This is a genomic window from Citrobacter sp. S46_ASV_140, from assembly GCF_018919545.1.
GTDB classification, from domain to species: Bacteria; Pseudomonadota; Gammaproteobacteria; order Enterobacterales; family Enterobacteriaceae; genus Citrobacter; species Citrobacter braakii.
Genome location: NZ_JAHLRC010000103.1, coordinates 1 through 12,401 on the forward strand (window position 1 = coordinate 1; position 12,401 = coordinate 12,401).

Genomic DNA, 12,401 nt, shown 5'->3' on the forward strand with positions numbered 1-12,401 from the left:
CCGCTGGCAGCATGAGGCCTGGTCTGAACAAAACATCGTTCAGCCGCTGAAAACCCTGCTGGCGGACGATCCTGATTACAGTTTCGATATTCTGGAGGCCCGCCACGCCATCGAAGCCAGTACCGCCTGGCACGCAGCCATGCGGGCCACCGCCGCGGATAAAGAGAAAATCAGGCTCTGTTTCGAGGCCACGCAAAGCGAAGATCCGGATCTCGCCTCGCAGGCTGACGTTCGTTTTCATCTCGCCATTGCGGAAGCCTCGCACAACGTGGTGCTGTTGCAGACCATGCGCGGTTTCTTCGACGTCCTGCAGTCTTCGGTAAAACAGAGCCGCCAACGTATGTACCTGGTACCGCCCGTATTTTCTCAACTGACGGCGCAGCATCAGGCCGTGCTGGACGCCATTGTTGCCGGGGATGCCGACGGGGCGCGTAAGGCCATGATGGCGCACCTCAGTTTTGTCCACACCACAATTAAACGATTTGACGAAGATCAGGCCCGGCAGGCGCGTATTACTCGCCTGCCCGGTGATCCTGGTGAGAATAGCAGGGAGAACAACACATGATTATTTCAGCAGCCAGCGACTATCGCGCCGCAGCCCAGCGCATCCTGCCCCCCTTCTTGTTCCACTATATTGACGGCGGGGCGTATGCCGAGCACACCTTGCGCCGTAACGTGGCAGACCTGTCAGAGGTGGCGCTGCGCCAGCGCGTACTGAAGAATATGTCCGACCTGAGCCTGGAAACAAAGCTGTTCAACGAAACGCTCTCCATGCCGGTAGCCCTCGCGCCTGTCGGCTTGTGCGGCATGTACGCACGCCGGGGCGAGGTTCAGGCCGCCGCCGCCGCTGATGCCAAAGGCATTCCGTTTACGCTTTCCACAGTGTCCGTATGTCCGATTGAAGAAGTCGCCCCGACCATCAAGCGTCCAATGTGGTTCCAGCTGTATGTTCTGCGCGATCGCGGTTTTATGCGTAACGCACTGGAGCGCGCCAAAGCGGCGGGTTGCTCCACGCTGGTCTTTACCGTCGATATGCCAACGCCTGGCGCACGCTACCGTGATGCCCATTCCGGTATGAGCGGCCCAAATGCGGCACTGCGTCGCTACTGGCAAGCAGTCACTCATCCACAGTGGGCATGGGACGTTGGTCTGAACGGTCGCCCGCATGATTTAGGCAATATTTCGACTTATCTGGGCAAACCCACTGGCCTTGAAGATTACATCGGCTGGCTGGCGAATAACTTCGATCCGTCGATTTCCTGGAAAGACCTCGAGTGGATCCGCGAATTCTGGGATGGTCCGATGGTGATCAAAGGGATCCTCGATCCTGAAGATGCCCGCGACGCCGTACGCTTTGGCGCAGATGGCATCGTTGTCTCTAACCACGGTGGCCGTCAGTTAGATGGCGTGCTGTCTTCAGCTCGTGCGCTGCCCGCCATTGCCGATGCGGTGAAAGGCGATATCACCATTCTGGCTGATAGCGGGATCCGCAATGGTCTGGACGTTGTACGCATGATAGCGCTGGGCGCGGATAGCGTGCTGCTGGGGCGTGCTTATCTGTACGCGCTGGCGACCCATGGCCAGGCCGGTGTGGCGAATCTGCTGAACCTGATCGAGAAAGAGATGAAGGTGGCGATGACCCTGACCGGTGCGAAGTCGATTAGCGAAATCAGCCGTGATTCGCTGGTACAGGAACTGGGTAAGAGCCTGCCTGCCGCGCTGGCACCTCTGGTCCAGGGTAGCGCAGCGTAACAACATCCCCGTAAACCCCATTTTCTGAATGGTCGGTCTGTTTTCAGCCCGACCATTTTTTATCCAAAAATAACGACTAGTTAACATTTACAACCAATATATTTGACAACTTTTTATCCACCTGCCAAATGTATAGACAAGCTAATACAACAGCATTTTATACATATAACAACCATCATAACGGGCGAGGGTGACATGGCTTATTCCGGAAAAGTGAATATCCAGCAGGCGATAGATGACAGTGCTTTTTCGCGCTTCCACTGGGTCATTATTGTCCTGGGTTTTCTGGTTTTAGCCATTGACGGCTTCGATACGGCGGCGATGGGCTATATTGCCCCCACGCTTTCAGCCGACTGGGGCATCAAGAAACAAGATCTAGGACCGGTGTTAAGCGCCGCGCTATTGGGCCTCTCATTTGGTGCCCTGCTGGCCGGACCGATTTCCGATCGTATGGGTCGTAAGCGCGTCCTGGTCTTTTCCTGTCTGTTCTTTGGCCTCGCCAGTCTGGGAACCGCCTATGCCCAGACGCTGAATATGCTCACGTTTTGGCGCTTTCTCACCGGGCTTGGGCTTGGCGCGGCAATGCCCAATGCCATCACCCTGGTGTCAGAATTCGCCCCGAAACGCTGTCGTTCAATGGCGATTAACACCATGTACTGTGGCTTTCCGTTAGGGGCTGCGGGCGGCGGCGTGATCTCCTCCTGGCTGATCCCCAACTACGGCTGGCACAGTGTTCTGCTTGCTGGTGCGATCGCCCCGCTGGTCCTCACCGCACTGTTGGTGCTGTTCCTGCCAGAGTCGGTTAAGTATCTGGTTCACCGCGGTAAAGGGGTTGCACAGATTAAACGCATTGCTCAACGCTTTATGTCGGGAAGTCTGGAACAGGTTACCCAGTTTTATCTGGATGAAGACCGTATCACGGTCAAAAAAAGCAGCGTGGCACAGTTATTTAGTATGCCCTGGCTGCCGGGTACGCTGATGCTCTGGATGACCTACTTTATGGGGCTGGTTATCTATTACGTGCTGCTGAGCTGGATGCCAACGCTGATGCTGGGAATGGGCTATCCGCTGGCCGAATCCGCCTGGCTGACATCGCTGTTTACCTTTGGCGGTACGGCGGGGATCCTGCTGGCCGGTTGGTTAATGGACCGCTGGGAAGCCCATAAAGTGGTCTCACTCGGCTTTATTCTGACGATGCTGTTTGCCCTCGCTCTCGGGTTTGAACATAACCACATCATCTTGTTCGGCGCACTGATCTTCCTGATGGGGATTACCATGAACGGCGCGCAGTCCGGGCTGCAGACGCTGGCCGCCACGTTTTATCCAACCCACTGCCGTGCGACGGGCATTGCCTGGATGCAGGGCGTGGGCCGCTTCGGCGGCGTAGCCGGAACGATGATGAGCGCCCAGTTGCTTTCCCTGCAATGGCAGGCAGACAGTATCTTAATGTTCCTCAGCCTTCCGGCCCTGGTCGCTGCTGCCGCGACAATTTACAAGCTGCAGCGCTATAAACCGCACGCGCTGACCGTCGCATAGTACCCGCTCTTTCTGCTATTCTGCCCCCCGTTATCAAGGGGGCAGTATGCTTAACATCGTTTTATTCGAACCAGAAATCCCGCCAAATACCGGCAATATTATCCGTCTTTGCGCCAACACCGGCTTTCGTCTGCATATTATAGAGCCAATGGGCTTTACCTGGGACGACAAGCGCCTGCGTCGCGCGGGGCTGGATTACCATGAATTTACCGCCGTGCTACGCCACCCTGATTACGCCGCCTTCGTCGCCGCAGAACATCCGCAGCGCCTGTTTGCTCTGACCACCAAAGGTACGCCAGCGCATAGCGCGGTATGCTATCAGGACGGGGATTATCTGATGTTTGGTCCGGAAACACGCGGTCTGCCAGCCAGCATCCTTGACGCGCTGCCGGCCGAACAAAAAATTCGTATTCCGATGATGCCAGACAGTCGCAGCATGAACCTGTCAAATGCGGTGTCAGTGGTGGTGTATGAGGCCTGGCGCCAGCTAGGGTATCCGGGCGCGGTACTGCGTAGCTGATGATTGTTGGATGGCGGCTAGCGCCTGATCCGACCTACATTAATTTGATGGAATTCATTTCGAGCGTTATCGGCGCAGACAGATTGAACACGGACTGCGCGCAGTCACCGGAGCGTACACGCAGCCCAGGTTCAATCTGCCAAGTAAGATAGCTCGAAATCAGATACCATCTCCATACTCAAAAGTATGATGTATCCCGTTGAAATGCTGATCCATATCCATGGACGGCTTATCGCTGTCAGGCTTACCGACGATGCGAGCCGGAACGCCTGCTGCAGTGGTATGCGGGGGTACCGGCTGTAAAACGACGGAACCTGCGCCAATCTTCGCGCCGCGCCCGACTTCAATGTTACCGAGAATTTTTGCTCCCGCGCCAATCATCACGCCTTCACGAATTTTCGGATGGCGGTCACCGCCGGCTTTACCGGTCCCGCCCAGCGTGACGGATTGCAAAATAGAGACGTCGTTTTCAATCACGGCAGTTTCACCGACCACAATACCTGTGGCGTGATCGAGCATAATCCCACGGCCAATTTTTGCCGCCGGGTGAATGTCTACCTGGAAGCTAACGGACACCTGATTTTGCAGGAAGATCGCCAGCGCCTGACGTCCCTGATGCCACAGCCAGTGACCGATACGGTAGGCCTGAAGCGCATGAAAGCCCTTCAGATACAGAAGTGGGGTGGAATATTTATCGACAGCCGGATCACGCGTGCGTACCGCCTGAATATCACAGGCCGCTGAGGCAATCATTTCAGGATCGGCCGCGTAGGCCTCTTCCACGACTTCGCGAATGGCAATGGCGGGCATGATCGGGGAAGCGAGTTTATTCGCCAGCATATAGCTCAGCGCACTACCGAGGTTTTCATGCTTGAGCAGCGTTGCGTGATAAAAACTGGCCAGCATTGGCTCACATTCCGCCAGTGCCCGGGCTTCCGCTTTAATGTTTTTCCAGACGATATCCAGTTCTTCACACGGCATTGCGTACTCCAGAAGGTAGCAAAACGACCGACCCGTTCTTCGCGGGTCGGGTCGTTATATTCAACAGTTCCTTACAGCTAGTGGCGACTCAGCTCGTCCCTGCGTGCACGGCCTAATAACGTCAATGCTGCCTCGCGCGCGTTTTTTCCGCAATACAATACTTGATAAATTTCCTCGGTTATTGGCATCTCAACACCAAAACGGTGCGCCAATTCACGAACTTCTTTCGTATTGCGGTAGCCTTCAACCACCTGACCAATCTTGTCCTGCGCCCCCTGCACGTCCATCCCCTGGCCGAGCATCATGCCAAAACGACGGTTACGCGACTGGTTGTCGGTACAGGTCAGCACCAGATCGCCTAAACCCGCCATCCCCATAAAGGTGGCAGGATCGGCACCCAACGCCGCGCCAAGACGAGACATTTCGGTCAGTCCACGGGTGATCAATGCGGTTCGCGCATTCGCGCCGAAACCGATGCCGTCAGACATCCCCGCGCCAATCGCAATGACGTTTTTCACCGCGCCGCCAAGCTGCACGCCAATGAAATCCGGATTGCTGTAAACGCGGAAGCTCTTGCCACAGTGCAGCAACTGCTGGAGATCGTCAGCAAAGGTGTCGTCCGTCGAGGCCAGAGAAATCGCCGTCGGCATGCCCGCCGCCAGCTCTTTGGCGAACGTCGGACCGGAGATAACCGCCAGTGGAATAGAATTCCCCAGCGCTTCACGCGCGACGTCCTGCAGCAGACGTCCCGTTTCCGCTTCCAGACCCTTTGTCGCCCAGACCAGACGAGCGTCAGGACGCATCAGCGGTTTGATGTTGCGCAGCACTTCGCCAAAGACGTGACTCGGCACCACCACCAGAATATTACGACTGGCGGCCAGCGCAGTGGCTAAATCACTTTCCAGGCGCAGCGTTTCGGGAAAAGGCACATCAGGGAGGAACGCGACGTTGCAGCGATCGTGCTCGAGGGTCGCGATATGTTTCGGATCATGGCCCCACAGGACAACCTGATGGCCATTTCTTGCCAGGGTGATGGCAAGAGCGGTGCCGTACGAGCCGGCACCAATCACAGTCATTGAAGCATTACTTTGGTTCATCAGGCATCCTGATGTTCTTCAGTACCTTCGCCAGCCTGCTGCTGTAAATAGTTCATGAACAGCGCATCAAAGTTGACCGGCGCAAGGTTCAGTTGCGGGAATGTACCGCGGGAAACCAGGCTGGTGATGCATTCGCGGGCATACGGGAACAGAATGTTCGGGCAGTATGCACCAAGGCAATGCGCCATCTGAGTCCCTTCAATACCACTGATGGAGAAAATACCGCCCTGCTGAACTTCACACAGGAACGCAGTTTCTTCACCCAGAGAAGCCGTTACGGTGACACGCAGCACTACTTCATACACATCATCTGCCAGTTGGGTAGATGCGGTATCAAGATCCAGTTTAACCTCTGGCTGCCAATCTTTCTGGAAAACATGTGGTGCATTTGGCGCTTCGAAAGACACATCCTTGGTATAAATACGTTGGATCTGGAAAGCCATTTCAGTGTTATTTTGTTCTGACATGTTGAGAAAACCCTTTAGTGTTGTCCTTTAAATACTTCGGTACGCCTTAACGCAGCAGTGGATCCAGTCCACCACGTGCATCCAACGCATACAAGTCGTCACAACCACCAATGTGCTGTGCATCAATAAAAATCTGCGGAACCGTTGTACGGCCACTGCGCTTGATCATCTCTTCACGCTTCACGGCATCGCCGTCAATCGGAAGTTCCTGGAAACTCACACCCTTGCTGTTCAACAGCGCCTTTGCGCGATGGCAAAACGGGCAGGTCGCTTTGGTATAGATCTCAATATTGGCCATGACTTATCTCCAGTGTTCTTTTACCCTGCGGCATGAAAGAAGACGGGTAAATTACTTGCCGCGAACCAGTGGCAGATTCTCGCCACTCCAGCCCGCTACGCCGTCTTTCAGTACAGATACCTGCTCAAAACCGGCTTTAATCAGCGCAGTTGCTGAATCCTGGCACTGCATACCAGAGCCATCAACCACAATAACAGGTTTGTTTTTGTGTTTTTCCAGCTCGCCAAAATTGTTGGCTTTGATTTCGCTCGGCAGCAGGTTAGTGGAGCCCGCGATATGGCCTTTGCGGAAGTCGTCGCGCTGACGTAAATCCACAATCACCGCATCTTCTTTGTTGATAAGACGAGTGGCTTCTCCGCGCGTAATTACCTTCACTTTCGAAGTCAGGCTCTTAAACGTGGTAAATAATACAGCCGCCAGTAACGCAATCCAGGCGATACTCAATACAGGGTGGCGACTAACAAATTGCATAATTTCTTGCATGGGGGGTAACAACTCCCGACTTAGTGATTAAAAAACCAGGAAAGGAGTATACCTGCGCGTTGGCGCAAATACAGCCAGAGCGTGCATTGGATTGCATTTTTGCGGGGCGCTACGGAAAAAAAAACGTAAATCCGCGCCCTCTGCGACACGCTCTGGTCGATTATTTGATCTTCTGGGGCTATTTTATCGATTCAGCTGTAGTAAAATTACGCAATTATTTTTGTCTATTGAGTGTGAGGTTGTCGCAATGTCGGTTTCTAAAAAACCTATGGTACTGGTGATTCTGGATGGCTATGGCTATCGTGAAGACAGCCAGGATAACGCCATCTTTAATGCCAAAACCCCGGTAATGGATGCTCTGTGGGCAAAACGTCCGCATACCCTGATTGATGCCTCTGGCCTGGAAGTCGGCCTGCCCGATCGCCAGATGGGCAACTCCGAAGTGGGTCACGTCAACCTGGGCGCGGGCCGCATCGTGTATCAGGACCTGACCCGTCTGGATGTTGAAATTAAAGAACGGACTTTCTTCGCTAACCCAGTGCTGACCGATGCGGTCGACCAGGCAAAAAATAGCGGCAAAGCGGTTCACATCATGGGCCTGCTCTCTGCTGGCGGCGTTCACAGCCACGAAGATCACATCATGGCGATGGTCGAAATGGCAGCTGAACGCGGTGCTGAGAAAATCTATCTGCACGCTTTCCTTGATGGCCGTGATACCCCGCCGCGCAGCGCTGAACATTCGCTGCAGAAATTCGAAGAGAAATTTGCCGCGCTGGGCAAAGGCCGCGTAGCGTCCATCATCGGTCGTTACTACGCCATGGACCGCGACAACCGTTGGGATCGCGTTGAACAGGCTTATGACCTGATGACGCTGGCAAAAGGCGAGTTCCAGTTCGCTACGGCTGTTGAAGGCCTGCAGGCTGCTTATGCCCGCGACGAAAACGACGAATTCGTGAAAGCGACCGTGATCCGTGCTGAAGGCCAGGCTGAAGCCGCCATGGAAGACGGCGATACGCTGATTTTCATGAACTTCCGTGCTGACCGTGCGCGTGAAATCACCCGTGCGTTTGTTAACGCTGACTTCGACGGCTTCGCCCGTAAGAAAGTCGTTAACCTCAACTTTGTGATGCTGACCGAATACGCAGCCGACATCAAAACGGCTGTTGCTTACCCACCAGCGTCTCTGGCCAACACCCTTGGCGAGTGGATGGCGAAGAATGACAAAACGCAGCTGCGTATTTCCGAAACTGAAAAATATGCCCACGTGACCTTCTTCTTTAACGGCGGCGTAGAAGAGCCGTTCAAAGGCGAAGATCGCATCCTGATCAATTCGCCGAAAGTCGCGACCTACGATCTGCAGCCGGAAATGAGCTCTGCTGAGCTGACCGAGAAGCTGGTTGCTGCGATTCAGAGCGGAAAATACGACACCATCATTTGTAACTACCCGAACGGCGACATGGTTGGTCACACCGGGGTGATGGAAGCTGCGGTTAAAGCGGTTGAAGCGCTGGATCACTGCGTTGAGCAGGTGACTAAAGCGGTTGAATCCGTTGGCGGCCAACTGCTGATCACCGCGGACCACGGTAACGCAGAGCAAATGCGCGATCCGTCCACCGGTCAGGCGCATACAGCACACACCAACCTGCCCGTTCCGCTGATTTATGTCGGTGGTAAAAACGTCAAAGCAGTTGAAGGCGGCAAACTTTCTGATATCGCCCCGACGATGCTGACGCTGATGGGTATGGAAATCCCGCAAGAGATGACTGGTAAGCCGCTGTTCATCGTGGAATAATCCCTCCCCATGAGGGGAAAGGCGATTAATACCATCACTTGGGCCGTGAAACTGCAAAAGCTTTCAGTCAGGCCCTTGTTCTACGCCAGCGCGCTTAGCGCTGGCGTATTGCTGTGCGCCTTTTCCGCCCACGCGGACGAGCGCGATCAGCTCAAATCTATTCAGGCTGATATCGCGGCAAAAGAACGCGCGGTACGCCAACAACAACAACAACGCTCCACTCTCCTCGCTCAACTTAAAGCTCAGGAACAGGCCATCGCCGTTGCTGCCAGGCAACTACGCGAAACGCAAAACTCGCTGGCGCAGCTGAATGCGCAAATCACTGAAATGAATGCCGCCCTCGCGAAGCTGGAAAAACAGCGGGCTGCGCAAGAGCGTAGCCTGGCAGCCCAACTTGACGCAGCGTTTCGCCAGGGCGAACACACTGGTATTCAGCTCATTCTGAGCGGGGAGGAGAGCCAGCGCGGGCAACGCCTGCAGGCCTATTTCGGCTATCTGAACCAGGCGCGGCAGGAAACCATCGCGCAGTTGAAACAAACCCGCGAAGAGGTCGACTCGCAAAAAGCCGAGCTGGAAGATAAGCAGAGCGAACAGCAGACGTTGCTGTACGAACAGCGCGCTCAGCAGGCTAAGCTGGAGCAGGCGCGTAATGAACGCAAGAAGACGCTCTCGGGTCTGGAGTCATCGATTCAGCAGGGTCAGCAGCAACTGGGCGAAATGCGCGCCAACGAATCACGCCTGCGCAGCAGCATTGCTCGTGCCGAAGCCGCAGCCAAAGCTCGCGCGGAACGTGAAGCTCGCGAGGCGCAGGCCGTACGTGACAAACAAAAGGATGCGTCACGGAAAGGCTCAACCTACAAGCCAACCGAAAGCGAAAAATCACTGATGTCCCGTACCGGCGGTTTAGGTTCCCCACGCGGCCAGGCATTCTGGCCCGTTCGTGGCCCAACGCTACATCGTTATGGCGAACAGTTGCAAGGTGAGCTACGTTGGAAGGGGATGGTTATTGGCGCATCCGAAGGCACCGAGGTTAAAGCCATTGCCGATGGTCGCGTCATTCTGGCGGACTGGTTGCAGGGTTACGGCCTGGTAGTCGTCGTTGAGCACGGTAAAGGCGATATGAGCCTGTACGGTTATAACCAGAGCGCGCTGGTCAGCGTCGGTACGCAGGTTCGCGCCGGGCAGCCTATTGCACTTGTGGGTAGCAGCGGCGGACAGGGCAGGCCGGCACTCTATTTCGAAATTCGTCGCCAGGGTCAGGCGGTCAATCCACAGCCGTGGTTGGGAAGATAAGTTTTGCCTCAATTTCGTCGTCTATTATTCTCTCTCGCCAGCGTGCTGGCCTTCGCAACACCTGTTTTTGCTGGCAAACTTGCCATCGTTATTGATGATTTCGGCTATCGTCCACACACCGAAAATCAGGTTCTGGCGATGCCTTCCACCCTCTCCGTTGCCGTTCTGCCTAATGCCCCACACGCGCGTGAAATGGCGATTAAAGCGCATAACAGCGGGCATGAAGTGTTAATCCATCTGCCGATGGCGCCGCTGAGCAAACAGCCGTTAGAGAAAGATACTTTGCGCCCGGAAATGAGCAGCGAAGAGATTGAGCGGATTATTCGCGACGCGGTGAGCAAAGTACCGAATGCGGTCGGGCTGAACAACCATATGGGCAGCGCGATGACCTCCAGCCTGTTCGGTATGCAGAAGGTGATGCAGGCGCTGGAACGCTACGATCTCTACTTCCTGGACAGTATGACCATCGGCAACAGTCAGGCAATGCGCGCAGCATCAGGAACCGGCGTGAAGGTTATCAAACGCAAAGTCTTCCTGGATGACACGCAAAACGAAGCCGATATTCGCCGTCAGTTTAATCGTGCCGTTGAGCTTGCGCGCCGCAACGGTTCAGCAATTGCCATTGGGCATCCTCACCCTTCGACGGTTCGCGTCCTGCAGCAAATGCTTTATAACCTGCCTGCGGACATTACGCTGGTTCGCCCAAGCAGCCTGCTCAATGAACCACAGGTAGATACCTCCAGACCAAACCTTACACCGCCGAAGAATGGTAAACCTGATGCGCCACGTAATCCTTTCCGCGGGGTGAGATTATGCAAACCGAAGCAGCCGTTAGAGCCGGTTTACGCCAGCCGCTTCTTCAGCGTGCTCGGTGAAAGCATCACCCAAAGCACGCTGGTGCAGTACATGCGCCTGCAATGGCAGGGCTGGGGGAATACATCCTCACCCAGCGCTATGAACGCTAACGTAAATTAAGCGTTTTACGGGCAATACGAGAAGGCGAGGATGTTTTATCGCGCCATTTCCAGAGACGGAATGACCATAGCAGCGCCTGGTACAAAACTTTGGCGCTGCGTACGTTAGTAATCATGCGTTTATACATACCAGAGACAAAAATCTCTGCAATCATGCGTTGACGAATATGGACATCCGGCTCTTTGCGTACTGCGTGGCAAACGCGTAATGCTTCATAGGTTATTTGCTGATGAAATTCCGGATAAATAGTAATCCGACCCGCATATTCACGATTCAACTTATCCAATAACCGTGTAATTTTAATATAGTGGCGTTGGTAATTGAGATTTTTTAAGCCTTGTCTTTTAAGACGGCTAACTGATTGATCGTGTAAGAAGTATTTATACAATGATTGCTCGGTATATCGCACACGTTTGGCGTTAAACATAAACTCCGTCGTCCATACAATATCCTGATGATGCAACCCTGGAATAAACGCTATCTTGTTTTTCTCGATAACATCTCTGCGATAAACCCCCATCCAGACCACATGCGTCCAACGGCGTGAAGCCAATGCCATACGTAACCAGTCGGGGCCGGTCAATACACCCGTAGACCGCAGACGGTCCGTCGGTATTGATTGCCAGGTGTCCCCCGTTTCGAAAATGCACCAATCAGAATTGCACTGTGCCAGATCGAGATCATCCTGAAGCGCCATGGTCATCAGGGTTTCATACATATTGGGATAAACCAGGTCATCGGCATCGACAAATGCAACATAATCCCCTTTGGCCACTGCCAGACCACGATTACGCGCGACAGATGCCCCGGCGTTAGCCTGATGTAACAACCGGACATGGGAATAGTTATCAGCATAATGTCTTGCAATATCAACAGAGTTATCCGTTGAACCGTCATCCACAATAATGATCTCTATCGCAGCCCATGTCTGTGCGATCAAAGATTCCATGCAATCCCGAAAACTATCACCCGCGTTATACAACGGAATAATAACACTCAACATATTTGTGCGGTTTCTCATCAGATAACCCAAGTTTGTCAGTACACTGATGACTTTTACTACAGTTTCATTAAGGAATTATTAAGGTTAGAACATTTAATTTTCAGAAGCGGCGCAGCGAAAACAACCAGTATGGGAAAATGCCATGCGGCGCCTGAGTTCAGCGGCCGTGATAGCTCAGATCGTCTACATATTGAGGGACACAAC

Annotated in this window: 13 protein-coding genes; 7 read left to right on the forward strand and 6 right to left on the reverse strand. The window is 54.0% G+C overall.

Annotation, left to right across the window (positions count from 1 at the left end):
• The 4 genes from lldR to trmL all read left to right on the forward strand — a co-directional run.
• Positions 1-565, forward strand: a 565-nt coding sequence (lldR, locus tag KQJ19_RS18820; protein ID WP_216403981.1) for a transcriptional regulator LldR, incomplete at its 5' end; no start/stop codon positions are given.
• Entirely contained in the window at positions 562-1,752 is a 1,191-nt protein-coding gene (lldD, locus tag KQJ19_RS18825) for an FMN-dependent L-lactate dehydrogenase LldD (RefSeq protein ID WP_016154962.1), read from the forward strand. The genes lldR and lldD, both read left to right, overlap by 4 nt.
• A 195-nt stretch (positions 1,753-1,947) precedes the next feature.
• Positions 1,948-3,288, forward strand: a complete 1,341-nt coding sequence (locus KQJ19_RS18830) for an aromatic acid/H+ symport family MFS transporter (RefSeq protein WP_047415818.1) — start codon at positions 1,948-1,950, stop codon at positions 3,286-3,288.
• A gap of 46 nt (positions 3,289-3,334) precedes the next feature.
• The gene (trmL, locus tag KQJ19_RS18835) at positions 3,335-3,808 is read left to right on the forward strand and encodes a tRNA (uridine(34)/cytosine(34)/5-carboxymethylaminomethyluridine(34)-2'-O)-methyltransferase TrmL (RefSeq protein WP_016157744.1); all 474 of its coding nucleotides are present in this window, start codon (positions 3,335-3,337) and stop codon (positions 3,806-3,808) included.
• Positions 3,809-3,967: 159 nt separating this feature from the next.
• Here trmL and cysE read toward each other — a convergent pair whose 3' ends face one another.
• The 5 genes from cysE to KQJ19_RS18860 form a co-directional block, all read right to left on the reverse strand.
• Entirely contained in the window at positions 3,968-4,789 is an 822-nt protein-coding gene (cysE, locus tag KQJ19_RS18840; RefSeq protein ID WP_016154965.1) for a serine O-acetyltransferase, read from the reverse strand.
• 77 nt (positions 4,790-4,866) lie between these two features.
• On the reverse strand, positions 4,867-5,886 hold the full coding sequence (gene gpsA, locus KQJ19_RS18845) for an NAD(P)H-dependent glycerol-3-phosphate dehydrogenase (protein ID WP_016154966.1): 1,020 nt from the start codon (positions 5,884-5,886) through the stop codon (positions 4,867-4,869).
• Complete coding sequence (gene secB / locus KQJ19_RS18850) at positions 5,886-6,353, reverse strand: protein-export chaperone SecB (RefSeq protein ID WP_003024155.1); 468 nt, start codon at positions 6,351-6,353, stop codon at positions 5,886-5,888. The genes gpsA and secB overlap by 1 nt, the downstream gene beginning before the upstream one ends.
• A 46-nt stretch (positions 6,354-6,399) precedes the next feature.
• Positions 6,400-6,651 carry a glutaredoxin 3 gene (gene grxC, locus KQJ19_RS18855; protein ID WP_003024152.1) on the reverse strand — a complete coding sequence of 84 codons (252 nt, stop codon included), beginning with the start codon at positions 6,649-6,651 and terminating at the stop codon, positions 6,400-6,402.
• 51 nt (positions 6,652-6,702) lie between these two features.
• The gene (locus KQJ19_RS18860) at positions 6,703-7,134 is read right to left on the reverse strand and encodes a rhodanese-like domain-containing protein (protein ID WP_005120473.1); all 432 of its coding nucleotides are present in this window, start codon (positions 7,132-7,134) and stop codon (positions 6,703-6,705) included.
• A 247-nt stretch (positions 7,135-7,381) separates the two neighbouring features.
• On the opposite strand from KQJ19_RS18860, the gene gpmM reads away from it, so the two are divergent.
• From gpmM to KQJ19_RS18875, 3 genes are read left to right on the forward strand one after another with little or no spacing between them, the layout of a single operon-like run.
• Positions 7,382-8,926, forward strand: coding sequence for a 2,3-bisphosphoglycerate-independent phosphoglycerate mutase (gpmM, locus tag KQJ19_RS18865; protein WP_016154967.1), 1,545 nt, complete (start codon positions 7,382-7,384; stop codon positions 8,924-8,926).
• A gap of 33 nt (positions 8,927-8,959) precedes the next feature.
• Positions 8,960-10,219, forward strand: a complete 1,260-nt coding sequence (gene envC, locus KQJ19_RS18870) for a murein hydrolase activator EnvC (RefSeq protein ID WP_346011596.1) — start codon at positions 8,960-8,962, stop codon at positions 10,217-10,219.
• Positions 10,220-10,222: 3 nt separating this feature from the next.
• Positions 10,223-11,194, forward strand: coding sequence for a divergent polysaccharide deacetylase family protein (locus KQJ19_RS18875; protein ID WP_016154969.1), 972 nt, complete (start codon positions 10,223-10,225; stop codon positions 11,192-11,194).
• Here the strand turns inward: KQJ19_RS18875 and KQJ19_RS18880 are convergent.
• On the reverse strand, positions 11,181-12,215 hold the full coding sequence (locus tag KQJ19_RS18880; RefSeq protein WP_049042810.1) for a glycosyltransferase: 1,035 nt from the start codon (positions 12,213-12,215) through the stop codon (positions 11,181-11,183). The genes KQJ19_RS18875 and KQJ19_RS18880 overlap by 14 nt on opposite strands.
• Positions 12,216-12,401 lie beyond the last annotated feature (186 nt).

Excerpts from the sequence above, each read along its gene's own strand:
- grxC (WP_003024152.1), bottom strand. The coding sequence starts at position 6,651 with ATGGCCAATATTGAGATCTATACCAAAGCGACCTGCCCGTTTTGCCAT.
- cysE (WP_016154965.1), bottom strand. The coding sequence starts at position 4,789 with ATGCCGTGTGAAGAACTGGATATCGTCTGGAAAAACATTAAAGCGGAA.
- KQJ19_RS18830 (WP_047415818.1), top strand. The coding sequence starts at position 1,948 with ATGGCTTATTCCGGAAAAGTGAATATCCAGCAGGCGATAGATGACAGT.
- lldD (WP_016154962.1), top strand. The coding sequence starts at position 562 with ATGATTATTTCAGCAGCCAGCGACTATCGCGCCGCAGCCCAGCGCATC.
- secB (WP_003024155.1), bottom strand. The coding sequence starts at position 6,353 with ATGTCAGAACAAAATAACACTGAAATGGCTTTCCAGATCCAACGTATT.
- trmL (WP_016157744.1), top strand. The coding sequence starts at position 3,335 with ATGCTTAACATCGTTTTATTCGAACCAGAAATCCCGCCAAATACCGGC.
- KQJ19_RS18880 (WP_049042810.1), bottom strand. The coding sequence starts at position 12,215 with ATGAGAAACCGCACAAATATGTTGAGTGTTATTATTCCGTTGTATAAC.
- KQJ19_RS18860 (WP_005120473.1), bottom strand. The coding sequence starts at position 7,134 with ATGCAAGAAATTATGCAATTTGTTAGTCGCCACCCTGTATTGAGTATC.
- gpsA (WP_016154966.1), bottom strand. The coding sequence starts at position 5,886 with ATGAACCAAAGTAATGCTTCAATGACTGTGATTGGTGCCGGCTCGTAC.
- gpmM (WP_016154967.1), top strand. The coding sequence starts at position 7,382 with ATGTCGGTTTCTAAAAAACCTATGGTACTGGTGATTCTGGATGGCTAT.